Origin of the sequence: Flavonifractor sp. An92 (genome assembly GCF_002159175.1) — a bacterium.
Lineage (GTDB): Bacteria > Bacillota > Clostridia > Oscillospirales > Oscillospiraceae > Pseudoflavonifractor_A.
In genome coordinates, this window is sequence record NZ_NFGZ01000033.1 from 1 (window position 1) to 25,255 (window position 25,255).

A 25,255-nucleotide genomic window follows, 5' to 3' on the forward strand; every position below is an offset into this window, starting at 1 on the left:
ACCCCCTCCCCCTCCGCCAGCGAGACCCCCGCGGAGCGGACCAGCGTGAACCTGGCCATGCTCAACGGCCCCACCGGCATGGGCGCCGCCAAGCTCATCGCCGATGACGCCGAGGGGACCACCCTCAACGACTACAACGTGGAGGTGCTGAGCCAGCCCACCGACGTGACCGCCAAGCTCTCCAGCGGTGAGGTGGACATCGCGGCTCTCCCCACCAATGTGGCCGCCACCTACTACAATAAGACCGAGTCCATCCAGATGCTGGCCCTCAACACCCTGGGCGTGCTCTATATCCTGGAGAACGGCAGCAATGTGAACTCCATGGCCGACCTGGCGGGCCAGACCCTCTACGCCACCGGCCAGGGCGCCAATCCCGAGTATGTGCTGGACTATCTCCTCACCCTCAACGGCGTGGACCCGGAGAAGGACGTGGACATCCAGTGGAAGACCGCCGAGGAGGTCCAGGCCCTGATGGTGTCCGGTGAGGCCAAGCTGGCCATGCTCCCCGTGCCCGCCGCCACCGGCGTGCTGATGCAGAACAGCGACATCCGCGCCGCCATCGACTTCAACACCGCCTGGGAGGAGGCCGGGGCCGAGGGCACCTTTACCATGGGCTGCGTGGTGGTGCGCAACGAGTTCCTGGAGGAAAATCCCCAGGCGGTGGAGGACTTCCTCACCGAGTACGCCGCCTCCATCGAGTATGTCCGGGAGAACCCGGAGGAGGCCGCTCCCCTGGTGGTGGAGGCCGGCATCGTGCCCAAGGAGCCCATCGCCGTGGCCGCCATCCCCCAGGCCAATCTGGTGTGCATCACCGGCAGCGATATGCTCTCCATCCGGGACTACTACGCGGTGCTCTACAACGCCGATCCCGCCTCCATCGGCGGGGCCAACCCGGATGACGCCTTCTACTACCTGCCCTGAGCATGAGGAACAGACGACCACTGGCCAGGGGGCTTCTCCCCCTGGCCTTTTGGCTTTTGGTGTGGCATGGCGCGGTGTGGTACCTGGAGAACATCCAGGGCATCCGCACCGAGTTCATCCTCCCCGCCCCGCTGACGGTGCTGACCACCCTGGTCTCCCTGGCAGGAGAGGGGGAATTCTGGCTCACGGCCCTTGCCACCCTGGGGCGCATCTTCGCCGGGCTCCTGGGGGGCGTGGCGGTGGGGACCGTCCTGGCCGTGCTCACCCAGAGCTTTGCCTGGGCCGACTGGATCTTCTCCCCGGCGGTGCGGGTCATCCGGGCCACACCGGTGGCCTCCTTTATCCTGCTCATCATCCTCTGGGCCCCCACCGGGCGGGTGCCCGCCATCGTGGCCGCCCTGATGGTGCTGCCGGTGGTGTGGGGCAACGTGTCCCGGGGGATCGCCCAGACCGACCCGCTGCTGCTGGAGGCCGGGAAAGCCTACCGCTTTTCCCGGTGGAAAACGGTGCGGCTCATCTACATCCCCTCGGTGCTGCCCTACTTCGCCAGCGCCTGCCACACCGCCTTGGGCCTGGCCTGGAAGGCGGGTGTGGCCGCCGAGGTGCTGTGCGTGCCCAAGCGGGCCATCGGCACCCAGGTGTATTTTTCCAAGATCTATCTGGAGACCCAGGACCTCTTCGCCTGGACGCTGGTGGTGATCGTCCTCAGCTTCCTGCTGGAGCGGGGCCTGGGGGCCCTGCTGGGCCGTTTGGAGGGAGGGAACACCCATGCGGGTTGAGGGTATGACCGCCGCTTACGGCGGCGTGAAGGTGCTGGACAACTTCTCGCTTTCCTGGCCGGATAAGGGCATCACCCTGCTCTCCGGCCCCTCGGGCTGCGGCAAGACCACCTTTCTGCGGTGTCTGGCGGGTTTGCAGTCCTACACGGCCCGGGCGGTGGAGCTCCCGGAGCGGCCGGTGATCCTCTTTCAGGAGGACCGGCTCCTCCCCTGGCGCACGGCGGCGCAGCACATCACCGATGTGCTCCCCCGGGAGCGCTGGGGAGAGGCGGAGAGCTGGCTGGAGCTGGTGGAGCTCTCCGGCGAGGGCGCGCACTACCCCAAGGCCCTCTCCGGCGGCATGAAGCGCCGCCTGGCCCTGGCCCGTGCCCTGGCCTGCGGCGGGGGGCTCCTGCTGCTGGATGAGCCCTTCACCGGCGTGGACGGAGACCGGGCGGCGCGCATCCTCGGCCGCATCCGGGACCTGGAGACGCCGGTGCTCCTCTCCGGGCACGAGAGCGCCCTGGTCGCCCTGGCCGACGCCGTCCTCCCGCTGGACGGCCCGCCCCTGCGGCGGGTGGAGGGATAATTCTGAAGGTTTTCTAAAGAACCTCTTCAAAACTGGGAAAGGCCGTTGCTTTTTCTAACTTTTGTGGTATGATTATCCCTGTCCATCACCCATTCCGGCGCCCAGGTCTTTGGGCGCCGTCCCTTTGAACAGGAGAGGCACTATGAAATTTCCCTTGGCTCTGCGCGAGCGGACACGCCGCCTGCACTATCCCAAGCTCCCCATCTCCCCCGGACTGGCCGCCTGGCTCTCCCGGGGGTTCTTCCTGGCCGGTCCGCTGATCTCCTACGTGCTGGTGGAGCTGCTCAACAACAACGACCCCTGGGGCTTTTCCAATTTACAGCTGGCGCTGAACCTGGTCTGGTACTACATGGGGGCCATCTTCTTCTACTTTGTCTGGGGCAACCGGGACCGGGCCACCCGCTGGGCCATGTTCCTGGCCTGGGTCATCGGCATCATCAACAGCTACGCCTTCCGCTTCCGGGGGCGCACCATCTTCCCCAGTGACATCGTCACCATCCGCACCGCCCTGAACGTGGCCGGGAATTACAACTACCTGCCCGACCTCACCCAGCTCTTCACCCTGCTGGTGATGGTCCTGTTCCTGGCGGCCCTGGCGCTGCTCCCCACTCCCAAAGAGCGGCAGCCCTTCTCCTGGAAGCTCTTCATCCCCAGCCAGGCGGCCTGTTTCGCCTTTTTGTGGATGTTCTTCTGTACCAACACCGTCTCAGATGCGGGGATCTCCCCCTCCATGTGGACCACCCGCGGAAATGGCCTGGCCCTCAACTTCTCCCTGTGCGTGCGGTACAGCTGGGTCCAGCCCCCCAGCGGCTACTCCACCGTGTCGGTGGACGCCCTGGCGGAGGAGTACCCCTCGGACGACGCCGCGGTGGAGACCTCCGGCGGCATCACCCGGCCGGTGAACCTCATCGTCATCATGAATGAGTCCTTCTCCGACCTGAGTGTCCTGCCCGGGGTGGAGACCAACCAGGACGCCATGCCCTTCCTCCGCTCCCTGGAGGAGAACACCATCAAGGGCTACGCCTACTCCTCGGTGTTCGGCGGCACCACCGCCAACTCGGAGTATGAGTTCCTCACCGGCAACACCACCGCCTTCCTCCCCGCCGGCACGGTGCCCTACCACATGTACATCAGCTCCAATGAGCCGGGTCTGGCCCGGCAGATGGGGGATCTGGGCTACTACACGGTGGCCATGCACCCCTACTACTCCTCCGGCTGGAACCGGGTGGCGGTGTACAACGACATGGGCTTTGACGAAAAGCACTTCCTGGAGGACTTCACCTACGACGAGGACGAGGATATCATCCGGGAATACCTCTCCGATCAGGCCAACTACGAAAATGTCATCGCCCGCTATGAGGCCAAGGAGGAGGGGCAGCCCCTGTTCCTCTTCAACGTGACCATGCAGAACCACAGCGGCTACACCGGCGAGTGGACCAACCTGCCCCGGGAGGTGTGGCTCACCGGCGACATGGAGGGCAAGTACGACACGGTGGACCAGTACCTGAGCCTCATTTACCAGAGCGATCAGGCCTTTGAGTACCTCATCGACTACTTCTCCCAGGTGGAGGAGCCCACCATGATCTGCCTCTTCGGCGACCACCAGCCCCAGGTGGACGGCGATTTCTACACCGAGACCCTGGGCGAAGAGGTGGACTTCCTGGCCCCCGACGTGGCGCAGAAGAAGCAGATGGTCCCCTTCCTCATCTGGGCCAACTACGACATCCCCGAGCGGGAGCGGGTCTCCCTCTCCCTCAACTACCTGTCCGCCTACCTCACCGAGGTGGCGGGCCTCCCCCAGACCGGGTATCAGCAGTACCTGAAGGACCTCTGGCAGGAGCTGCCCATCGTGAACACCGTGGGCTATGTGGACGGCGAGGGCAACTGGGTCCACACCAGCGACGAGGAGAACCTCTCCCCCACCGCCCAGACCGCCCTGGACGAGTACAAGCGGGTCCTGTACAACAACATCTTTGACAAGGGACGGCGGCCGTCGGATTTCTTCACCCTGGCCTCGCCCTGACGCAAAAACCGGCCCCCGGCGCTTTACGCGCCGGGGGCCGGTTTCGTCTCTCAGAGGGTCACACCCCCCGCCAGACCGGAGATGCGCACCCGGCCCCGGACCCGGTGGAACACCGTGTCCGTGGTGCGCCCGTCGGCCCATCGGTAGCGCAGGCGGCTGCGCCCCGAGGTCAGGGCCCGCTCCAGGGCCAGCCGGCACTGCTGGAGGTAGAGCAGCCGGTTCACCGAGGCGTACTCCCGCGCCACCTCCTCTCCGTACTCCCGGCAGGGGCATAGGTCGCAGGAGGTCATCCGCCCCACCGAGCGGGAGAGGACCGTGGCCTCGGCCGCCGCGCGCTGGCGCAGGGCCTCCCGGGCCTCGGCGATGGGATACTCACAATGGCTCATGGATTTGGTCATAAAAAATACCACCTTTCTCAAAATGGGCGCAGCAATCCTGTGTCGCCACAATCATGCTTCTACAACCAATTTTGAGTTCGGCGGTTTCGCTGGATAGATTATAGCACAAGCCAACTGGCGCTGTCAATCTCCGGTCCCAAAAAGGGCCGCCCACCGGAATGGTGAGCGGCCCTCTGGAGCATCAGGCGCGATTGCGGACCTTCTGTCCGCGGGAACTGCGGCGGAGGAAGGAGAACTTGGTCTCCGAGCACACCACCGCCACGAAGATGAGGGCAAAGCCCACCAGCAGGCGCCCGGTCACCGGGTCGCCGTAGAAGATCACCGAGCACAGCACGCCGAACACCGACTCCAGCGACAAAATCACCGACGCGGAGGCCGGGTCGGACCACACCTGGCCCACGTTCTGGAAGAGGAGCGCCACGGTGGTGGCCATGGCGATGAGGTAGCCCATCTGGATGAGGAGGTCGGGGTTCAGCAGGGTCTCGGCCGCCGGGAACTCCTGGAACAGCGCGCCGAACACCCAGGCGTACACCGCCGCCCAGAAGAACTGGAACACGGTCAGGAGGTAGATGTCCTTCCCCGGGGAGACCTTGGCCACCGCCACGATGTGGGAGGCGTAGAAAATGGCGCAGCACAGGGTCAGGGCGTCGCCCCAGGTGACGGTGAAGCTCTCCGTGAGGGACACCAGCCCCACACCCGTCACACACAGCACCGCGGCCAGGATGTTATAGCGGTCGGGGCGCTTATGGGCCACCGCCCAGTAGAGGAAGGGCACCATCACACAGTACACCGCCGTCAGGAAGGCGTTTTTGGACGGCGTGGTGCCCATGAGGCCGAAGGTCTGCACCGAGTAGGCCGTGAAGAGGAAGCCGCCGATGATAGCCCCCCGCCACAGGTAGTCCCGGGTGAAGTGCTTCCACTTCTTCCAGCACACGAGGGAGAGCAGAATGGCGCCGCCGGTGAAGCGGATGGCCAACAGATAAAAGGTGGGGATCACGTCCACCGCCCCCTTCATGATGAAGAAGGAGGAGCCCCAGATGAAAGCCGCGGCAAACAGCATGGGCTTGGCCAGACGGCGCATGAGCGTATCGTGCATGGATTGTGCCAACTCCTTTGATGTGGTATCATGGGAAGTGCCGCACCAGGCGGCACAGGAGGTTTCTATGTATTTATTCGATCTGGACGGTACCCTCATCGACTCCAACGGCGTGTGGGTGGAGGTAGACCGGGTCTTTCTCTCCCGCCGGGGCTTTACGGCCACGCCGGAGTACTGCCACACGGTGGGCCACTCCATTTTCCCGGTGGCCGCGCAGTACACCAAGGATTACTACCACCTGGAGGAGAGCCCCCAGGAGATCATGGACGAGTGGACGGCCCTGGCCGGGGACGCCTACTCCCACCACGTCCCCTTGAAGGAGGGGGCCCGGGAATTTCTGGAGTACAGCCGGGACCGGGGGGAGCCGATGGTCCTCACCACCGCCTGCGTGCCCCAGATGTGCAAAGCGGCCCTCGAACGCCACAATTTGACGCCCTTTTTCTCCTCCATCCTCTTTGCCCAGGAGCTGGGCGTGGAGAAGCGGGACCCCCGGTATTTCCAGGCCGTCCTCACCCATCTGGGGGTCCGGGCGGAGGACTGCACCCTCTTTGAGGACTCCCCCGGGGCCTGCCGCACCGCCAAAGAGGCGGGCATCCGGGTGGTGGGGGTGTATGACCCCTTCTACGCGGACTACCAGGAGGAGCTGCGGGCGGTGAGCCACCGGTACATCCGCAGCTTTATGGAACTCCTCCCCAAATCGAATTGACACACATGCTCCCACGGGCCGCTGTTTCGCGCGGCCCGTGGGAGCCTTTTCTTATTCCTTGGTCATGTGCTGGGAGGCCGCCCGGAGCATCAGCTTCTTGGTGCCGTTCTCCTCAAAGGCGATCTCCACCAGCGCGTCGCCGCCCATGGGGGTGAGTCCGGTGATGAGGCCCTTGCCGAAGGCCTTGTGCACCACGGTGTCGCCCTTCTGGAAGTCGGGCAGCGGGGCCTTGGCCGGACGGGCGGGCGCGGCGGCGCTCCCCTTTCCGGCGGTGGGGGTGGAGGCAGAGCCGGCAGAGCTCCCGCCGCTGTATCCGCCATAGCCGCTCCCCACCGAGTAGCCCCGGTCGTACACCGGGCGGGGCCGCTGGCGGCGCTGGGGGGGCTGCCACTCGCCGCTCCCCTCCTCCCGGGTGTGGAAGGTGCGGCCGCTCTTCTCCACGAACTGCTCCGGAATCTCAGCCAAAAAGCGGGAGGGCCGGTTGGCGCTGGTGCGGCCGAAGATCATGCGCTGGGAGGCACAGGAGAGGTAGAGCTTCTCCCGGGCCCGGGTCATGGCGACGTAGCACAGCCGCCGCTCCTCCTCCATCTCCTCCGGCTCGCCGATGGCCCGCACGCCGGGGAAAATGCCCTCTTCCACGCCCACCACAAAGACCACCGGGAACTCCAGGCCCTTGGCCGAGTGCATGGTCATCATGACCACGCTGTCCTCGCTGGGGTCGTGGTTATCGAGGTCCGTATACAGGGCGATCTCATCCAGGAAGCCGGAGAGGGAGGGCTCGTCCTCGGCGTTTTCCAGATAATTCTGGATGGAGGTGGCCAGCTCCCGCACGTTCTCCAGCCGGGTGCGGTCCTCGATGGTGCGCTTCTGCTCCAGCATGGCGGCGTAGCCGGTGCGCTCCACCACCTCGTCGTAGAAGGCATCCAGGTCCATCTCGCCGGAGAGCTTCCGCAGCTCGGTCATCAGCTCGGCAAACTGTCCCAGCTTGCCGGCGGCCTTCTGGAGCTCCGGGTAGTCCCCGGCCTTCTCCACGATCTCCCACAGGGAGCAGCCCCGGTCCCGGGCCAGCTCCTGAGCGGTATCCACCGTCTTTTGTCCGATGCCGCGGGGCGGGTTGTTGATGATGCGCAGCAGGCGCAGATCGTCTCCCGGGTTATTCACGGCGCACAGGTAGGCCAGCATGTCCTTGACCTCCGCCCGGTCGAAGAAGCGGATGCCGCCGATGATGCGGTAGGGGATGCCGTTCTTCTTGAAGGCCTGCTCGATCTGGTTTGACTGGGCGTTCATGCGGTAGAGCACCGCGTGGTCCTTCCACGCCCGGCCAGCCGAGCGGTCGGAGAGCACCTGGGCGGCCACGAACTGGGCCTCGTCGTGCTCGTTCATGGCGGTGTAGCACTTGACCTTCTCGCCGTCGTCGTGGTCGGTCCATAGCTCCTTGCCCTTGCGGCCCTGGTTGTTGCGGATGACCGCGTTGGAGGCCTCCAGGATGTTCTTGGTGGAGCGGTAGTTCTGCTCCAGGCGGATGACCCGGGCGCCCTTGTACTGGTTTTCAAAGGAGAGGATGTTCTCGATGGTGGCGCCGCGGAAGCGGTAGATGGACTGGTCATCGTCGCCCACCACGCAGATGTTCTCATGCCCTCCAGCCAGAGTGGAGGCCAGGAGATACTGCAGATGGTTGGTGTCCTGGTACTCGTCGATGAGGACGTAGCGGAATTTCCGCTGATAATAGGTCCGCACATCCTCATACTCCTGCAGGAGGCGCACCGTGTGGAGGATGATGTCGTCGAAGTCCAGGGCGTTGGCCTCCCGCAGGCGGCGCTCGTACTCCACATAGACCTTGGCGATCTTGGTCAGGCGAAAGTCCCCCGCCTTCTCACACTCCTTCAGATAGTCCTTACCGCTCTTCATGGCGTCCTTGGCCCGGGAGATATACCCCAGCACCGACTTGGGCGGGAAGGTCTTGTCGTCCAGGTTGAAGTCCTTCAAAATGTCCTTCACCACCCGCTCGGAGTCGGCGGTGTCGTAGATGGTGAAGGAGCTGGTGAAGCCCAGCCGGTCGATGTCCCGGCGCAGGATGCGCACGCAGGCCGAGTGGAAGGTGGAGGCCCACACGTCGTTGGCGGAGGGGCCCAGCAGCCGCTCCAGGCGCTCCTTCAGCTCACCAGCGGCCTTGTTGGTGAAGGTGATGGCGATGATGGACCAGGGAGCCGCCGGCTCCAGGCGGCACAGCCGCTGGGCGGCCTCCTTCCCCGCCTCATCGGGGGATGCCACATAGGCCTCCAGCTGCTCCAGCTCCGCCGGGCCCACCCACTCGGGGACCTCGTCGCAGTCCGAGCCCCGGCCGTAGCGCATCAGATTGGCGATACGCCGGATGAGCACGGTGGTCTTGCCGCTGCCCGCTCCGGCCAGCAGCAGAAGGGGCCCCTCGGTGGCCAGCACCGCCTTGCGCTGCTGGGGGTTCAGATCCTGGTAATCCAGCGCGATGGCCGCTCTTCTGGCCTTGCAGAAGCGCAGCTCCTGTTCACGATTCAACATGCGTCCCATTCCTCTTTTCCATCCGGGTTTCAACTGACAGTAACCGTTATTTTATCACAGTTTCCCCAGCCGGTGCAACCGCCCGTCGCCCGGGATTTCGCCGATTTCTCCCGGGAGAAGCCAAACGAGCGTTGACATTTCCGGTCCTTTCCACCATAATGATACCTGAAATCGAGAGACGCGCCCGCGCATGGAACGCGCGGGCGTCTGTATGGAGGAAATCATCATGTCCCAACACAAGCACGAGGCCGGGAAGTTCACCAGCTCCGTGGGCTTTGTCCTGGCCGCGGTGGGCTCCGCCGTGGGCATGGGCAACATCTGGCTCTTTCCCTACCGGGTGGGCCAGTACGGCGGCGGCGCGTTCCTGATCCCCTATTTCATCTTCGTGGCCCTGTTCAGCTACGCGGGCCTGTCGGCGGAGTTCGCCCTGGGCCGCCTCACCGGCACCGGCACCGCCGGGTCCTTTGACTTCATCCTCACGCGCCGCGGCCTCAAGGGCGGCGCCATCATCGGCATCATGCCCCTGGCGGGCGTGCTGGGCATCGCCATCGGCTACTCGGTGGTGGTGGGCTGGGTGCTGCGCTACTGCGCGGGCGCGGTCACCGGCGCGGTGATCCACACCGACGCCCAGACCTATTTCGACACCCTGGCCGTGGACTTCGGCTCCATCCCCTGGCACCTGGCGGCCGTGGTCCTCACCGCCCTCATCCTCATCCTGGGCGTGGAGGGCGGCATCGAGAAAATCAGCAAGTTCATGATGCCCGCCTTCTTCATCCTCTTCGTCATCATCGCCGTGCGGGTCTTTTTCCTGCCCGGGTCCGAGGGCGGCTACGCCTACCTCCTCAAGCCCGACTGGTCCTATCTCATGAAGCTGGATACCTGGGTCTACGCCATGGGACAGGCCTTCTTCTCCCTGTCCATCAACGGCGCGGGCATGCTCATCTACGGCAGCTACATGCGCAAGGATGAGAACATCATCAAGCACGCGGGCTACACCGCCGTGCTGGACACCCTGGCCGCGCTGCTGGCGGGTTTCGCCATCCTGCCCGCCGTGTTCGCCTTCGGCATCGACCCCTCCAGCGGCCCCTCCCTCATGTTCGTCACCCTGCCCCAGGTGTTTGCCCAGATGCCCGCCGGTCGGCTGTTCGCCATCCTCTTCTTCGTGTCGGTGTTCTTCGCCGGCATCACCTCCCTGGTGAACATGATGGAGGCGTGCAGCGAGGCCCTGGCCAACCGCCTGAAGCTGTCCCGCACCCTGTCGGTGGTGGTGATCTCGGCGGTGGTGTTCGGCGTGTCGGTGTTCCTGGAGTCCCTGCCCAAGATGGGCTCCTGGCTGGACACCGTCACCATCTATATCTCCCCCTTCGGCGCGGTGCTGTGCGCGGTGTTCATCTACCTCATCTACGGCATGAAGAACATCAAGGCCGAGCTGAACATCGGCCGCCCCCGTCCCCTGGGCCGCAGCTTCGACGTGATCGCCTACTTCTATGTGTTCCTGGCCGCTCTGGTGGTCATCTTTGGCATCGTCAAGGGCGGCATCGGCTGATCCTTGCTCTCAATTAAAAAAACAGGCTTCTGTCCGCGGACAGAAGCCTGTTTTGCGTTAATACCGCTCCCGGTGGACCTTGGACCAGTCCAGGGTGTCCAGCGCCCGGGGCTCCGGCCGCTCGGCGGGCATGCCCAGGGACAGCACCGCCTCCAGGCGCAGGTGCTCGGGGAAGCCCAGCAGATCCCGGAGGAATTCCTCCGCGGTACCGCCCCCCGGGGCCTCCCGCAGGCGGCCCTGCACCCAGCAGCTCCCCACGCCCAGGGCATCCGCCATCAGGTGCATATTGGCCATGGCGATGGAGCAGTCCTCCACCCACACGTCGGTCTGTTCCTCATCCCCCAGCACCACCACGGCGCAGTCCGCCTGGGCCAGCATCCCGGCCCCCGCGGGACGGCACCGGGCCATCTTCTGAAGCGTCTCCCGCTCCCGTACCACCAGGAAGGTCCAGGGCCGCTTCGCCCGGCCGCTGGCCGAGAGCAGCCCCGCCTGGAGGATCTGCTTCAATGCCTCTTCGGGCACCGGCTCCCCGGTGTAGGAGCGGATGCTCCGCCGCTCCTGAAAGATCCGCAGCAATTCCATGGCCGCACATCCTTTCTCTTTAGTATGGCTCCATGGTACCACAGTCCGGCGGGGCGGCGCAACCTCCGGCTCTTGTTCAATGTGGTCAAAATCGCCCCCTTGATTTTGTCGAAACGGCCTGCGGATTTGGAATTGCCAGTTGGAGCGGAATGTGCTATATTATGGATTGAAATCGTTTACAACTTTTTTCAATACAGAAAGGGAGAGGTCCTGCCATGACGGACATTACGACCATCGGAGAAGTATTGATCGACCTGACCCAGACCGGGGCCAATGGGGACGGCGTTCCCCTGTTTGCCGCCAATCCCGGCGGCGCACCCGCCAATGTGGCAGTGGCCGCTGCCCGTCTGGGGGCCAAGACCGCCTTCCTGGGCAAGGTGGGCCGGGACGGCTTTGGCCGCTATCTGCATATGGTGCTGGAGGAGAACGGCGTGGAGACCGCCGGCCTTCTCACCGACGAGGCTCCCACCACCATGGCGGTGGTCACCGTGGACGCCACCGGTGAGCGCTCCTTCCAGTTCCGCCGGGGCGCCGACTGCAATCTGGCCCCCGAGCAGGTGGACACCCGCCTGGTGGAGCAGACCAAGGTGCTCCACTTCGGCTCGGTGAGCCTGACCGCCGGTCTGTCCCGCTCGGCCACCATCTACGCCGCCCGCCACGCCCGCTCCTGCGGCGTGCTGGTCAGCTACGACCCCAACTACCGTGCCTCCCTGTGGCCCAACCAGGAGCACGCCGTGCAGTGGATGCGCATTCCCCTGCCCCTGGTGGACCTCATCAAGCTCTCCGACGAGGAGCTGCCCCTGCTCACCGGCACCGATGACCCCGAGGAGGGCAGCCGCCGCCTGGCCGACCAGGGCGTGGGGCTGGTCCTCATCACCATGGGCGGTGAGGGCTCCTTCTACCGCTGGCAGGGCCGCACCGGCCGGGTGGCCGGCGTCGCCACCACCGTGGCCGACACCAACGGCGCCGGGGACACCTTCCTGGGCGCGGTGCTCAGCCGCCTGGTCCGGCGGGGCGAGAAGCCCCTGGAGGGCCTGACCGCCGAAGAGCTGGAGGACATTCTGGCCTTCGCCAACCGCGCCGCCTCCCTCACCTGCTCCCGCAGCGGCGCTATCCCCGCCATGCCCACCCTGGAAGAAGTCGAGAAAGGAGTGAAGTGCCATGAGGCCTAAGCGCACCCGTACCACCCTCCGCGCCGCCAAAGCCGCCAAGGCCGCTGCGGCCGCCGCTCCTGTGGCTCCCGTGGCTCCCGCCGTCACTGAATCCCCTGTTGCTCCCACCGTCCCTGAAACTCCCGCGCCCGCCGTGCGGGACACCGCCGTCTTTGAGGAGCGGCTGGGCCGGTACTATGACGAGCTCAAGTGGCTCTACTGCGAGCTCTACCACAACGACACCGCCGCCTTTGACTACTTCGTGAACATGCTCCGCCGCAGCTGGCTGGCGCGCAAGGACGACCTGGTGGCCCAGGACGCCCGCCGGGCCGCCGACCCCGACTGGTACCGGGGCCGGGAGCTGCTGGGCATGATGCTCTATGTCAACGCCTTCGCCGGCAATCTGGCCGGTGTGGAGGAGAAGCTCCCCTACCTGAAGGAGTGCGGCGTGAACTACCTCCACCTGATGCCCCTGCTGGAGAGCCCCAAGGGCCGCAGCGACGGCGGCTACGCCGTGTCCGACTTCCGGAAGGTGCAGCCCGAGCTGGGCACCATGGACGACCTGGAGCGCCTGGCCGACGCCTGCCGCGCCGACGGCATGAGCCTGTGCCTGGACTTCGTCATGAACCACACCAGCGAGGACCACGAGTGGGCCCGGAAGGCCCGCGCCGGCGAGCCGGGCTACCGGGAGCGCTACTTCTTCTACGACAACTGGGACATCCCCCACGAGTTTGAAAAGACCGTGCCCCAGGTGTTCCCCACCACCGCTCCGGGCAGCTTTACCTGGCTTCCCGACTGCCAGCAGGTGGTCATGACCAATTTCTATCCCTACCAGTGGGACCTCAACTATGCCAACCCCGTGGTCTTTAACGACATGACCGAGAACCTCCTGTACCTGGCCAACCGGGGCATCGACATCATCCGCCTGGACGCGGTGCCCTACATCTGGAAGGAGCTGGGCACCAACTGCCGCAACCTCCCCCAGGTCCACACCCTGGTGCGGATGATGCGCATCGTCTGCGAGGTGGTCTGCCCCAGCGTGCTGCTGCTGGGCGAGGTGGTCATGGAGCCCTCCAAGGTGGTACCCTACTTCGGCACCCCCGAGAAGCCCGAGTGCCACATGCTCTACAACGTGACCACCATGGCCACCACCTGGCACACCCTGGCCACCGCCGATGTCTCCCTCCTGCGCCACCAGATGGACACCGTCTGCGCCCTGCCCCGGGACTTCCTCTTCCTCAACTACCTGCGCTGCCACGACGACATCGGCTGGGGCCTGGACTACCCCTGGCTGAATCAGCGCTTCGGCACCGACGAGGTGGCCCACAAGAAGTACCTCAACGAGTGGTTCACCGGCGAGTGGCCCGGCAGCGACAGCCGGGGCGAGCGCTACAACGACGACCCCCGCCTAGGCGACGCCCGGCTGTGCGGCACCACCGCCTCCCTCTGCGGCGTGGAGGCCGCCGACTACGAGCAGGACCCCTTCAAGCTGGAGCGGGCCATCGCCTGTGACCTGATGCTCCACGCCTGGATGCTCACCCAGAGCGGCATCCCCGTGCTGTACAGCGGCGACGAGATCGGTCAGCTCAACGACTACTCCTACCACAACGACCCCGAAAAGTGGGACGACAGCCGCTACATCCACCGCGGAGCCTTCCAGTGGGATCTGGCCCAGCTCCGCCACGACACCACCACCCGCCAGGGCAAGCAGTTTGAGGGCCTGCGCCACCTGGAGGAGATCCGCCGCGCCGAGCCGGTCTTTGACGCCCGGGCCGACATGTGGACCTTCGACACCGGCAACCCCCACGTGCTGGGCATCGGCCGCTGGTACCAGGGCCGCAAGCTCATCGCCTTCTTCAACTTCAGCCAGGAGTTTGTCACCGCCTCCTCCTGGGAGCAGGGCCCCTTTGAAGAGCTGGTCTACGGGGGCAAGCGGGACAGCCTGGACCACGTGGAGCTCTATCCCTGCGGCTTCGCCTGGTACCTCAACGTCCAGCCTTGAACCCTTCCCCCCGCCTGAAAGGAGGCTTTCCCCATGACCATCAAGGAGATCGCACAAATGGCCGGCGTGTCCAGCGCCGCGGTCAGCCGCTACCTCAACGGCGGCTCCCTCAGCCAACAGAAGCGGGACGTGATCCGGGACGTGATCCAGCGCACCGGCTACCGCCCCGACGCCGCCGCCCAGATGCTGCGCAGCAAAGTCACGGATTACACCGGCGTCATCGTGCCCAAAATCAACTCCGACGCCGTGAGCCGGGTCACCGCCGGGATCACCCAGGTGCTGTCCCAGCGGGGCTACCTGTGCCTGCTGGCCAACACCTCCGGAGAACCCGAGCAGGAGCTGGCCTACCTGGAGCTCTTCCAGGACCGCTCGGTGGCGGGGATCATCCTGATGGCCACGGTGCTGCCCCCCCGGCACCAGGAGATGCTGAAAGCCTGCACCGTCCCCCTGGTGGTGGCTGGGCAGCAGTGCGAGGGCGTCCCCTGCGTGTACCACGACGACTACAACGCCGCCCGGGAGCTCACCGGGCGGCTCATCCAGCGGGGCCGGCGCAAGCTGGTCTACATCGGCGTCACCGAGCAGGACATCGCCGTGGGCCTGCACCGCAAGCAGGGCATGCGCGCCGCCCTCACCGAGGCGGGGCTGAGCCCCGACATCCCCTGCGCCGTCTCCAACTTCACCGCCGACGGCGGGCGGCGGGCCATGGAGGAGCTCCTCCAGGCCCACCCCGACCTGGACGGCGTCATGTGCTCCACCGACCTTATCGCCATCGGGGCCATGGAGGCCCTGCGCGCGGCGGGGAAGGAGCTGCCCCGGGACGTCAGCGTGGCCGGCATTGACGACAGCTGGGCCGGCGCCCACATCACCCCCCGCCTCACCACCGCCCACTTCTACTACGAGGAGTGCGGCGCCGAGGCCGCCCGGATGCTCCTCTCCATGGTGGATCAGAAGGACGGCGACCTGCCGGTGCGGCAGACCATGATGGGCTACACCGTGGTGGAGCGGGACAGCATCTGATCCCCTTTCCGAATCTGGAGGTTTTGCTATGAAAATCCTGTACATGGGCACCGCCGCCGCCGAGGGGTGGCCCGGGCTCTTCTGTTCCTGCCCCATCTGCTCCCACGCCCGGAAGGAGGGCGGGAAAAACCTGCGCACCCGCACCCAGGCCCTGCTGGACGATGAGATCCTGCTGGACTTCCCCCCCGACAGCTACTGCCACGCCCTGAAATACGGCCTGGACTTCGGCAAGCTCCACACCCTGCTGGTGACCCACAGCCACATGGATCACTGGTTCCCCACCGACATCATCCACCGGCACGAGCACTTCGGCCACGGCGCCGAGGGCGTGCTGGACATCTACGGCAACGAGGCGGTGGAAAAGGCCTTCTATGAGCACATCCTCATCGACCGCTTCAAGCCCCACCCCATCGACGACGTGGTCCACTTCCACCGCACCCACGGCGGCGACCGCATCCACGCCGGGGAGTGGGAGATCATCGCCGTCCCCGCCGACCACGACAAGCGGGAGGAGCCCCTGGTCTACATCTGCAAGAAGGGCGGCAAGACCGTCTTTTACGGCCACGACACCGGCGCCAACCTGAGCCCGGAGGCCTGGGACCTGCTGGCCGCCGAGCACTTCGACCTCATCAGCCTGGACGCCACCATGGGCCTCAAGACCATCGGCGGCTACCACATGGGCCTGCCCGACATCGAGCCCTTCATCCAGAAGCTCACCGACCTGGGCTGTGTGGACAGCCACACCGTGAAGGTCATCAACCACTTCAGCCACAACGGCGAGATGACCCACGACCAGCTCACCGCCTGGGGCGCGGAGCGGGGCATCCTGGCCGCCTACGACGGCATGACCGTGGAATTTTAACACAGCGCACATCCGCCCACCGGGGGAGCTTCCCGGCGGGCGGATTCTTTTTTGCCCAATTCCACGGCTCATCTCCGGGCCGCTCTTGCCGTTTCGCACAAAAACACCTGGAAAATCTTGTCCAATTTTCCGTCTATACAAATTCCACCTCCGCGGCTATAATGAACTTACAATGTAAACGATTTCAAAATAAATTCAAACATCGACGGAGGAGTAGAAATGGACTATCGGAAATGCGCCCAAGAGATCTTCCAACAGGTGGGCGGACGGGAAAACCTGGTCAGCGCCGCCCACTGCGCCACCCGGCTGCGCCTGGTGATCGCCGACAACAACAAGCTGAACATGAAGGCCCTGGAGAACATCGACGGGGTGAAGGGCGTGTTCAGCAACGCCGGACAGCTCCAGCTCATCCTGGGCACCGGCACCGTGAACAAGGTCTATGATGAATTCCTGGCCGTGTCCGGCATGACCGCCGCCACCAAGGAGGAGGTCAAGGCCGCCGCCGCCGCCCGCCAGCCCCTGCCCAAGCGGATGGTCAAGGCCCTGGGCGATGTGTTCGTCCCCATCCTGCCCGCCATCGTGGCCTCCGGCCTCATCATGGGCCTGCTGGAGGGCCTGTGCAAGGCCTTCCCCGCCCTGGCTGACTCGGGCGCCTACACCATCTTCCATCTCTTCAGCAACGCCGCCTTCGTGTTCCTCCCCATCCTGGTGGCCATCTCCGCCGCCCGTGTGTTCGGCGGCAACATCTTCCTGGGCGCCGTCATCGGCATGATCATGATCCACACCGATCTGGTCAACGCCTGGTCGGTGGCCGACTATGTGGCAAACGGCACCCCCATCCCCTCCGCCGATGTGTGGTTCGGCCTGTATAACATCAACCTGACCGGCTATCAGGGCCACGTCATCCCCGTCATCATCGCGGTCTGGATCATGTGCCAGATCGAAAAGCGCCTCCATAAGATCGTCCCCGAAATGCTGGACCTCTTCATCACTCCCCTGGTCACCGTGTGCGTCACCGGCTATCTGACCCTGACCATCTTTGGGCCGGTGTTCTCCACCGTGGAAAACTGGGTGCTCACCGGCGTGCAGATGCTCATCACTATCCCCTTCGGCATCGGCGCGGCCCTCATGGGCGCCATCTACCCCCTGACTGTGGTGTGCGGCGTGCACCACATGTATAACGTCATCGAGGCCGGCATGCTCTCCTCCACCGGCCTGAACACCTGTATGCCCATCGCCTCCGCCGCCAACTTCGCCCAGGGCGCCGCCTGTCTGGCCGTGGCCCTCAAGACCCGGGACCGCAAGACCAAGGCCCTGGCCCTCCCCTCCGCCATGTCCGCCGCGCTGGGCATCACCGAGCCCGCCATTTTCGGCGTCAACCTGCGCCTGGTCAAGCCCCTCATCGCCGGTATGATCGGCGGCGCCGCCGGCAGTGTGGTGGGCTCCATGTTCCACATCGGCGCCACCGCCTACGGTGTCACCGGCCTGTTCGGCTTCCTGACCACCACCGACTATCTGGTCCCCTACGCCATCGAGCTGGCCGTGTCCTTCGCCGTGGCCTTTGCGGTGAGCTGGTTCCTCTACAAGGAGGAGGCCCCCGCCGCCGCGGACACCGCCCCCCAGGTCGGGGAGCAGCCCGCCCTTTCCACCCAGAGCGGCGTGGTCGGCTGTCCCATGGCCGGTAAGGTCATCCCCATGGCCGACATCCCCGACGCCACCTTCGCCGCCGGCGTGCTGGGCGAGGGCTGCGGCATCGAGCCCGCTGAGGGCCGCGTGGTGGCCCCCTTCGACGGAGTGGTGACCACTGTGGCCGACACCCGCCACGCCCTGGGCCTCTCCTCCCCTGACGGCATGGAGCTGCTGATCCACGTGGGCATCAACACCGTGGAGCTGGCCGGTGAGGGCTTCACCCTCCACTGCGCCGAGGGCGACACCGTGAAGGCCGGGCAGGTGCTGCTGGATGTGGACCTGGACCGCATCCGCAAGGGCGGCTATTCCACCACCACCGCTGTGCTCCTCACCAACGCCGAGGACCTGGGCGAGCCCACCGTGGCCCTGGGCCAGCACCGCGAGGGGGAGCCCATCCTGACCATCCCCGCCGCTGTCCCCGCGAAGTAAGCAAATCTGCACAAGGAAAGGCCCCGATGTGGAAATTCCACATCGGGGCCTTTCTCATTTCTTAAAACTCCGCGTTGCCGACGGTGCGGGGATGCAGCTCCACGTCGCGGATGTTGTTGATGCCGGTGAGGTACATCACCATCCGCTCGAAGCCCAGGCCGTACCCGGCGTGCTTGCAGGAGCCGTAGCGCCGCAGGTCCAGGTACCACCAGTAGTCCTCGGGGTTCATGCCCAGCTCCTTGATGCGGCCCTCCAGCAGGTCCAGCCGCTCCTCACGCTGGGAGCCTCCGATGAGCTCGCCGATGCCGGGCACCAGGCAGTCGGCGGCGGCCACGGTCTTGCCGTCGTCGTTGAGGCGCATATAGAACGCCTTGATCTCCTTGGGATAGTCAGTGACAAACACGGGGCGCTTGAAGATCTGCTCGGTGAGGAAGCGCTCGTGCTCGGTCTGGAGATCGCAGCCCCAGTAGGCCTTGAAATCGAACTGGTCGTTGTGCTCCTCCAGGATCTTCACCGCGTCGGTGTAGCTCACCCGGGCGAAGTCGGCGTTGGCCACATGCTCCAGGCGCTCCTTCAGGCCCTTATCCACAAAGGAGTTGAAGAAGTTGATGTCGTCGGGGCAGCGCTCCAGCACGGTGCGGATGATATACTTGATCATGTCCTCGGCGGTGTCCATGTAGTCGTTCAGGTCCGCAAAGGCCATCTCCGGCTCGATCATCCAGAACTCGGCGGCGTGGCGCTGGGTGTTGGAGTTCTCGGCCCGGAAGGTGGGACCAAAGGTGTAGACGTTGCCGAAGGCCATGGCGAAGTTCTCAGCGTTGAGCTGGCCGGACACGGTGAGGGAGGCCTTCTTGCCAAAGAAGTCCTTGGAGTAATCCACGGTGCCGTCGGGATTCTTGGGTACGTTCTCCAGGTCCAGAGTGGTGACCTGGAACATCTCGCCGGCGCCCTCACAGTCGCTGGCGGTAATGATGGGGGTGTTCACATAGACGAAGCCCCGGTCCTGGAAGAAGCAGTGGATGGCGTGAGCCGCCACGGAGCGCACCCGGAAGGCCGCGGAGAAAAGGTTGGTGCGGGGGCGCAGGTGCTGGATGGTGCGGAGGTACTCCACGCTGTGGCGCTTCTTCTGGAGGGGATAGTCGGGGGTGGAGACGCCCTCCACGGCGATGGAGGTGGCCTTCACCTCCAGGGGCTGCTTGGCCTCGGGGGTCAGCACCACGGTGCCGGTGACCACGAAGGAGGTGCCCACGTTGCACTTGGCGATCTCCTTGAAATTATCCACCGCGTTGTCGGCAAAGACGATCTGAAGGTTTCGGAAGCAGGAGCCGTCATTGAGCTCGATGAAGCCGAAAGTCTTCATGTCCCGGATGGTGCGGGCCCAGCCGCAGACGGTGACAGTCTGTCCGCCAAAGGCCGCCTGGTCGGCAAAGATCTGCGCGACAGTGGTACGTTTCATGGTGGTCAACTCCATTTTCTAAAAGTAAATCACCGTTTAGTATACCATTCTTTTTCCATTTTGCAATACCTGCACCAAAAAAGACCAGCTCACGCCGGTCTTTTTTGCCGTTTAAGTTTCGTCGGAGCCCTTCCGATGGCGCATGCTCTGCTGGGCACCCCAGACGATCCAGGCCAGAAGGCACCCCGCTACCGGAGCGACGCACCACCAGCCCACCATGAACCACGCCAGGAGATACCACTCGGCGGTAGCCAGAAACCACACGCCGGGAATGGCCAGCAAAAGAACGGGCAGGAGCAGCCGCCACCCCCAGTTCGCCCTCCGGCACAGGAGCAGCTCCAGGAAAAACATGGGGATGCAGTGGGCGTAGAGCAGCAAAAACTGGTGCTCTGGTGGGATGTCCAGGGGCAGGTCCCAGAAGGCGGTGATCAGAATCACGGCATAGACCGCGAAGGTGACCAGCGTAAACGCCAGCAGGACTCTATCGGTCTTATTCCATCTGCTAACCATTACCACACCTCATTTCTGTTTGGCGTTCCACAGAGCCCCGCAAAGGCTCCCCGCCGCCAGGCACACGCCGGGCAGCAGACAGGCCAGCGCGGTGATGGTCCACCGGCCCAGGGCCTTTCCTTCCTCATAATAGCACTTGATCAGCACACAGGCGGGCAGATCCAGCCGCCCCAGCACCGCGCCCCGGGTGGAATTCATCACCATATGGGCACCGGCAGAAATTAGCTCGGCCTCCGGCTCCATCCGGCGGAACTCTTCCTCCCTCTGAACGATATGCTCCAGCTCGCGCAGCCCCAACACCAGGAAGAAAGCGGTGAAAGCCGCGCACCAGAGTAGCGTCCAGCCCAGGGCCCCGCCCCGCTTCCCGGTCCACACCGCCCCCGCCGCCAGATAGAGGGCGGCCAACCCTGCCGCATAGCCCCAGAAGGGGATCTGGGCAATCCAGGGAAAGGGGTCCAGAAACAGGGGTCCCAACACCAGAATCACCAAAGACAGCGCCCCCTGGAGGGCCAGAAAGGCGACCGCCGGGGCGATCCACCGTGGAAAGCGCGGCAGGGCCGGCCGGCTGCGGAAGCCCAGTACAATGGCGGGCACACCGGTGAGGAGGATCACCCCGCCCCACCACACGATGTCCGCAAAGGGCGAGAAGCTGATGAAGCCGGTGCCCGAGTCCAGAGCGGGCACCCCGGCATACAGCACCGCCGCCAGGGTGTTGACCGCCAGCAGAGACAGGACCGTAAGAATCCAGAATGCCTTTTTCATGGTCACACCGCCTTTCGCCGCCGCAGCAGCAGGCCCAGCAGCCCGCCCGCCAGAGCAGAACCGAAGGCCACCCCACAGAAAAACAGGGCGCTGGAATTGTAGACCAGAACGACTGCCGCCAGGGTGAAGAGGGCGCAGCCCACCGGGTAGAGGGGACAGATTCCCTGCCGCTTCCACAGGCTGAGGGCGGAGACGAAGCTGCCCACCGGCAGAACGAGATAGGGGAAGTACAGCGCCCGCAGCACCGGCACGTCCACCGCGTCAAAAACCGAGAGGACCACGGGCACACCCAGGCACAGCAGCAGGGCAAAGGCCAGATAGGGCAAGGTCTCCCGCCACTTTAGCGGGGAGGGCCCAGGGGCCAGCCCCAGTTTCTCCCGGATAGCGGCTACCTCCAGATACCAGCCGATCCACCGCCCCAGCCAGATCAGCACATAGAACACCGCCAGCAGAACCAGGACCAGGGGCATCCCCTCCGGTCCGGCATTCAGGCCCACCCACAGGGCCAGGGTGGCCGCCATGGCGAGGAAGTGGATCATGGTCCGCTTCACCAGCGCCTGTCCGGTCCCGGCAAAGGGCAGGGTGGCGATGCCGATTTCCGCCCCGAACAGGGCAAAGAGGGCAAAGGACACCAGCACCCCCAGCCACTCCGGCGTAAAGCAGAAGTTGCAGTTGGGAAAGACAATCCCGGGAAAGCCGGGGGATACGAACGGGAACGGAGCGCCCAGCAGACAGCCCAGCAGCAGGTGGGCGGCCACACCCGCCAGGGCGCCGGCCAGGGCGCGGTGCAGCGCCTGACGTCGGTTGTCGAACAGCATGGTCGTTCCTCCTTTCACAGGCCGATGGCCTCTTTGATCTTCTTCACATACCGCCGGGAGACGTAGCTCACTGTGCCCCCCTCCAGGGTCATTCGGATGGTGCCGGTGAGGGACAGGTCCAGGGCGGTGACCTTCTTTAGATTCACGATCTCCGAGTGAGAGATGCGCACGAAGGTGTGCCGGTCCAGCTTGCCCTCCAGCTCGTAGAGCCGCTCTTTCAGGTCATAGACCCCTCCGACGGTCTGGGCCTTGACTCCCTTGTCCTGGGCGAAGCACCGCAGTAGCTCCTCCTCCCGGAGGGGGAAGGCCCGCTCCCCCTGCCAGCCGGTGAGGACGCCGCCGCCGGACAGCCGGGCGGCCAGGGCCTTTACCTCGTCGGTGAGGGCGGGGGCGGTGATGGTCACCGACGGCTCCCCGCAGTTTGGGTCGATCTGTACTTTGACCTCCATTCCCCTCCCTCCTTTCAAGCTCAGTATAGGCAAAAAAAGGCCGCCTGTCCACGGATTTCGGACAGACGGCTTTTGGGGGCGGATACTCGGTCACGGCTCCTCCCGGAAGGTGAATACCTCCTCCACGGTACGGTCAAACACCTTGGCGATGTCCATGGCCAGCTTCAGGGAGGGGTTATACTGTCCCTTCTCCAGCCGGCCGATGGTCTCCCGGCGCACCCCCACCAGGGCGGCCAGGGTGGCCTGGTCCATCCCCCGGGCCAGGCGCAGCTCTTTGATCTTCGTCTCCAGCATGGCTCAGGCTCCAAAGCGCTCGTAGAGCAAGAAGAGGATGTCCTGTGCCAGGCAAACGCACCCGAAGGCCACCAGCAGCTCGGAGCGTCCCAGGATCAAGGTCTGGCCGTTCTTCATCCAAACCAGCAGGGCCCCCATGGCCAGAAACACCAGCGTGAAAAGGGTGGAATTGGTACGCCGCTCATTTTCTGCTGAGCGCTCGTCCCCCTTCTCCACCCACACGCCCAGAGTGGTCAGGATGATGACCACCGCGGCCACCAGAAGGAGCCCCACCACTGCGGTGCGCAGGGGATTTGGTAGGTCTTTGACGGGAAACCAGTTGGCTAGTGCGCCGAAAAACAGCACCACCGCCCAGCACAGAGCGCTGAGCTGCTTGCTTCGGGTCAGGGTCAAAACAGGCCGTTTCATATCGTTCCCTCCCATGTGATGTATTTGTCTCCTTGTGTGATAAATATATCACATCACAAGGGAACTGTCAACTTCCTCTTGACAAAGCTCATTTATAAGCATATGATTATACCATAAAGAATTGCTTAGGAGGCGAGGCCATGACCCAGAGGGAGCGCGAGATCCTCAACTGGATCGCCGAGAACCCCCTGATCTCCCAGCAGGAGCTGGCGGACAAGGCGGGCATCACCCGCTCGTCGGCGGCGGTCCACATCTCCAACCTGATGAAAAAGGGCTACATCATGGGCAAGGGCTACATCGTCCGCACCGCCCCCTACGCTGTGGTCATCGGCGGGGTCAACATGGACATCGGCGGCCGTCCCGCCGGGAAACTGGTCCCCCATGACTCCAACCCCGGCAAGGTGCGCATGAGCCTGGGCGGCGTGGGCCGCAACATCGCCCACAACCTGGCCCTGCTGGAGGTGGACGTCCGCCTCTTCACCGCCTTCGGGGACGACCTGTACGCCCAGAAGATCGCCGCCTCCTGCGGTGAGCTGGGCATCGACATCTCCCAGTCCCTCCAGGTGCCCGGCGCGGCCACGTCCACCTATCTCTTTATCGCCGATGAGGCGGGCGACATGGCGGTGGCCGTGTCCGACATGGACATCTATGACCACATCACCCCCCACTGGCTTGCCTCCCGGCAGGCCCTGCTGGACAACGCCCAGCTCATCGTCTTTGACACCAACATCCCGGCGGACAGCATCGCGTGGCTGGCTGAACACGCCAAGGTCCCCCTCTTTGCCGACCCGGTGTCCACCGCCAAGGCGGAAAAGCTCCGGGGCGTTCTGGGAAAACTCCACACCCTCAAGCCAAACCGCCTGGAGGCGGAGCTCCTCTCCGGCGTGACCATCACCGACCGGGCGAGCCTGGACCGCTGCGCCGACGTGCTGCTGGGCACCGGGCTGCGCCGGGTGCTCCTCTCCCTGGGGGGCGAGGGCATCTACGCCGCCGACCACCAGGACCGGGTGCTCCTCCCCTGTCTCCCCGGCCAGATGGTCAACACCACCGGCTGCGGCGATGCCGCCATGGCCGCGGTGGCCTGGGCCTATCTGGAGGGCACTGACCTGCGGGACACCGCGCTGGCCGCGCTGGCCGCCGGGTCCATCGCCATGGAGAGCGCCGAGACCATCAATCCGAATCTGAATCCCCGGGCCCTGAAAACACGGGCCGGTCTGTAAGAAGAATATCAATACTCATTTTATGGAGGTATGCAGCATGAATCTCAACAAGTATCTGGACGTCGCCCCCGAAGTCGCCGCCGCTCTGGCCGCCGGTAAGCCTGTTGTGGCCCTTGAGTCCACCATCATCTCCCACGGCATGCCCTATCCTCAGAACGTGGAGACCGCGCTGAAGGTGGAGGAGATCATCCGCGAGAACGGCGCCGTGCCCGCCACCATCGCTATCATCGGCGGCCGTCTGAAGGCCGGCTGCACCCGGGAGGACATTGAGTACCTGGGCAAGAAGGGCACCAAAGTCAACAAGGCCAGCCGCCGGGACCTGGCGGTGCTGCTCTCCAAGGGTGAGGACGGCGCCACCACCGTCACCACCACCATGATCATCGCCCACATGGCCGGCATCCAGATCTTCGCCACCGGCGGCATCGGCGGCGTGCACCGCGGCGCCGAAACCACCATGGACATCTCCGCCGACCTGGAGGAGCTGGCCCACACCCCCGTGATGGTGGTCTGCGCCGGCGCCAAGTCCATCCTGGACCTGGGCCTCACCCTGGAGTACCTGGAGACCCATGGCGTGCCCGTCATCGGCTACGGCACCAAGGAGCTGCCCGCCTTCTACACCCGCAAGAGCGGTTTCTCCGTGGACTATGAGCTGGACACCCCCGAGGAGCTGGCCGCCGCTTTCCACACCAGCCTGGAGCTGGGCTTCCAGGGCGGCATGCTGGTGACCAACCCCATCCCCGAGGAGTACTCCATGGACCCCGCCGTCATCAACGGCGCCATCGACCAGGCTCTGGCCGAGGCCAAGGCCCAGGGCATCCACGGCAAGGAGACCACCCCCTTCCTGCTGGCCAAGGTGAAGGACCTGACCGGCGGCGACAGCCTGGATTCCAACATCCAGCTGGTGTTCAACAACGCCCGGGTGGCCGCCCGCACCGCCTGCGCCCTGTCCGCCCTCAAGCAGTAATCCTGTTTCCGGCTCCCGCCTCTCCGGCGGGGGCCGGTTTTTTTGCCAAATTGGCTCTTGCTATTCCAGG

The 25,255-nt window shown here is 64.9% G+C and carries 24 protein-coding genes; 13 read left to right on the forward strand and 11 right to left on the reverse strand.

Features of this window, described 5'->3' with window-relative positions; all coding sequences use genetic code 11:
* The 4 genes from B5G43_RS15010 to B5G43_RS15025 all read left to right on the forward strand — a co-directional run.
* A partial coding sequence (locus B5G43_RS15010) for an MqnA/MqnD/SBP family protein (RefSeq protein ID WP_143382885.1) occupies window positions 1-921 on the forward strand: 921 nt, incomplete at its 5' end.
* A gap of 2 nt (window positions 922-923) precedes the next feature.
* Complete coding sequence (locus B5G43_RS15015; RefSeq protein WP_087262792.1) at window positions 924-1,700, forward strand: ABC transporter permease subunit; 777 nt, start codon at window positions 924-926, stop codon at window positions 1,698-1,700.
* On the forward strand, window positions 1,690-2,268 hold the full coding sequence (locus B5G43_RS15020) for an ATP-binding cassette domain-containing protein (protein WP_087262793.1): 579 nt from the start codon (window positions 1,690-1,692) through the stop codon (window positions 2,266-2,268). The genes B5G43_RS15015 and B5G43_RS15020 overlap by 11 nt, the downstream gene beginning before the upstream one ends.
* 142 nt (window positions 2,269-2,410) lie before the next feature.
* Window positions 2,411-4,291: an LTA synthase family protein gene (locus tag B5G43_RS15025; protein ID WP_087262795.1), complete on the forward strand. Its 1,881-nt coding sequence runs from the start codon at window positions 2,411-2,413 to the stop codon at window positions 4,289-4,291.
* Window positions 4,292-4,341: 50 nt separating this feature from the next.
* On the opposite strand, the gene B5G43_RS15030 is transcribed toward B5G43_RS15025, so the two are convergent.
* Both B5G43_RS15030 and B5G43_RS15035 read right to left on the reverse strand, forming a co-directional pair.
* Window positions 4,342-4,689: a hypothetical protein gene (locus B5G43_RS15030; RefSeq protein WP_087262796.1), complete on the reverse strand. Its 348-nt coding sequence runs from the start codon at window positions 4,687-4,689 to the stop codon at window positions 4,342-4,344.
* A 181-nt stretch (window positions 4,690-4,870) separates the two neighbouring features.
* The gene (locus B5G43_RS15035) at window positions 4,871-5,785 is read right to left on the reverse strand and encodes a DMT family transporter (protein WP_087262798.1); all 915 of its coding nucleotides are present in this window, start codon (window positions 5,783-5,785) and stop codon (window positions 4,871-4,873) included.
* A gap of 67 nt (window positions 5,786-5,852) precedes the next feature.
* Between B5G43_RS15035 and B5G43_RS15040 the strand changes: the two genes are divergently transcribed.
* Entirely contained in the window at window positions 5,853-6,491 is a 639-nt protein-coding gene (locus tag B5G43_RS15040; RefSeq protein ID WP_087262801.1) for an HAD family phosphatase, read from the forward strand.
* A 51-nt stretch (window positions 6,492-6,542) separates the two neighbouring features.
* Here the strand turns inward: B5G43_RS15040 and B5G43_RS15045 are convergent, their stop codons facing one another.
* Window positions 6,543-9,026 (reverse strand): UvrD-helicase domain-containing protein, encoded by a 2,484-nt coding sequence (locus B5G43_RS15045; RefSeq protein ID WP_087262803.1) that lies wholly within the window; start codon window positions 9,024-9,026, stop codon window positions 6,543-6,545.
* 226 nt (window positions 9,027-9,252) lie between these two features.
* Here B5G43_RS15045 and B5G43_RS15050 point away from each other — a divergent pair, with 226 nt between their 5' ends.
* The gene (locus B5G43_RS15050) at window positions 9,253-10,572 is read left to right on the forward strand and encodes a sodium-dependent transporter (RefSeq protein WP_087262849.1); all 1,320 of its coding nucleotides are present in this window, start codon (window positions 9,253-9,255) and stop codon (window positions 10,570-10,572) included.
* Between the two features lie 57 nt (window positions 10,573-10,629).
* Here B5G43_RS15050 and B5G43_RS15055 read toward each other — a convergent pair whose 3' ends face one another.
* On the reverse strand, window positions 10,630-11,154 hold the full coding sequence (locus tag B5G43_RS15055) for a nitroreductase family protein (RefSeq protein WP_087262804.1): 525 nt from the start codon (window positions 11,152-11,154) through the stop codon (window positions 10,630-10,632).
* A gap of 215 nt (window positions 11,155-11,369) precedes the next feature.
* On the opposite strand from B5G43_RS15055, the gene B5G43_RS15060 reads away from it, so the two are divergent.
* The 5 genes from B5G43_RS15060 to B5G43_RS15080 all read left to right on the forward strand — a co-directional run bounded on the left by B5G43_RS15060 (window position 11,370) and on the right by B5G43_RS15080 (window position 18,304).
* On the forward strand, window positions 11,370-12,326 hold the full coding sequence (locus B5G43_RS15060) for a carbohydrate kinase (RefSeq protein WP_087262805.1): 957 nt from the start codon (window positions 11,370-11,372) through the stop codon (window positions 12,324-12,326).
* Window positions 12,316-14,307, forward strand: a complete 1,992-nt coding sequence (locus tag B5G43_RS15065) for an alpha-amylase family protein (RefSeq protein ID WP_087262807.1) — start codon at window positions 12,316-12,318, stop codon at window positions 14,305-14,307. Before B5G43_RS15060 ends, B5G43_RS15065 begins: the two co-directional genes overlap by 11 nt.
* A gap of 33 nt (window positions 14,308-14,340) precedes the next feature.
* Window positions 14,341-15,324 (forward strand): LacI family DNA-binding transcriptional regulator, encoded by a 984-nt coding sequence (locus B5G43_RS15070; RefSeq protein ID WP_087262808.1) that lies wholly within the window; start codon window positions 14,341-14,343, stop codon window positions 15,322-15,324.
* 28 nt (window positions 15,325-15,352) lie between these two features.
* The gene (locus tag B5G43_RS15075) at window positions 15,353-16,186 is read left to right on the forward strand and encodes an MBL fold metallo-hydrolase (RefSeq protein WP_087262810.1); all 834 of its coding nucleotides are present in this window, start codon (window positions 15,353-15,355) and stop codon (window positions 16,184-16,186) included.
* Window positions 16,187-16,405: 219 nt separating this feature from the next.
* Window positions 16,406-18,304 (forward strand): PTS transporter subunit IIBCA, encoded by a 1,899-nt coding sequence (locus tag B5G43_RS15080; RefSeq protein WP_087262812.1) that lies wholly within the window; start codon window positions 16,406-16,408, stop codon window positions 18,302-18,304.
* A gap of 61 nt (window positions 18,305-18,365) precedes the next feature.
* Here the strand turns inward: B5G43_RS15080 and asnS are convergent, their stop codons facing one another.
* The 7 genes from asnS to B5G43_RS15115 form a co-directional block, all read right to left on the reverse strand.
* Window positions 18,366-19,760 carry an asparagine--tRNA ligase gene (asnS, locus tag B5G43_RS15085; protein ID WP_087262813.1) on the reverse strand — a complete coding sequence of 465 codons (1,395 nt, stop codon included), beginning with the start codon at window positions 19,758-19,760 and terminating at the stop codon, window positions 18,366-18,368.
* A gap of 111 nt (window positions 19,761-19,871) precedes the next feature.
* On the reverse strand, window positions 19,872-20,270 hold the full coding sequence (locus tag B5G43_RS15090) for a hypothetical protein (RefSeq protein WP_087262814.1): 399 nt from the start codon (window positions 20,268-20,270) through the stop codon (window positions 19,872-19,874).
* 9 nt (window positions 20,271-20,279) lie between these two features.
* Entirely contained in the window at window positions 20,280-21,032 is a 753-nt protein-coding gene (locus B5G43_RS15095; protein WP_087262816.1) for a hypothetical protein, read from the reverse strand.
* Between the two features lie 2 nt (window positions 21,033-21,034).
* Window positions 21,035-21,850: a DUF3021 family protein gene (locus B5G43_RS15100; protein ID WP_087262818.1), complete on the reverse strand. Its 816-nt coding sequence runs from the start codon at window positions 21,848-21,850 to the stop codon at window positions 21,035-21,037.
* A gap of 14 nt (window positions 21,851-21,864) precedes the next feature.
* The gene (locus B5G43_RS15105; RefSeq protein WP_087262820.1) at window positions 21,865-22,299 is read right to left on the reverse strand and encodes a LytTR family DNA-binding domain-containing protein; all 435 of its coding nucleotides are present in this window, start codon (window positions 22,297-22,299) and stop codon (window positions 21,865-21,867) included.
* A 90-nt stretch (window positions 22,300-22,389) separates the two neighbouring features.
* Window positions 22,390-22,593 carry a helix-turn-helix transcriptional regulator gene (locus tag B5G43_RS15110; protein ID WP_087262822.1) on the reverse strand — a complete coding sequence of 68 codons (204 nt, stop codon included), beginning with the start codon at window positions 22,591-22,593 and terminating at the stop codon, window positions 22,390-22,392.
* 3 nt (window positions 22,594-22,596) lie between these two features.
* On the reverse strand, window positions 22,597-23,001 hold the full coding sequence (locus B5G43_RS15115; RefSeq protein WP_087262824.1) for a hypothetical protein: 405 nt from the start codon (window positions 22,999-23,001) through the stop codon (window positions 22,597-22,599).
* A 140-nt stretch (window positions 23,002-23,141) separates the two neighbouring features.
* Here B5G43_RS15115 and B5G43_RS15120 point away from each other — a divergent pair, with 140 nt between their 5' ends.
* Both B5G43_RS15120 and B5G43_RS15125 read left to right on the forward strand, forming a co-directional pair.
* Complete coding sequence (locus B5G43_RS15120; protein ID WP_087262825.1) at window positions 23,142-24,221, forward strand: PfkB family carbohydrate kinase; 1,080 nt, start codon at window positions 23,142-23,144, stop codon at window positions 24,219-24,221.
* A 37-nt stretch (window positions 24,222-24,258) separates the two neighbouring features.
* Complete coding sequence (locus B5G43_RS15125) at window positions 24,259-25,185, forward strand: pseudouridine-5'-phosphate glycosidase (protein WP_087262827.1); 927 nt, start codon at window positions 24,259-24,261, stop codon at window positions 25,183-25,185.
* The last annotated feature ends 70 nt before the right edge of the window (window positions 25,186-25,255 follow it).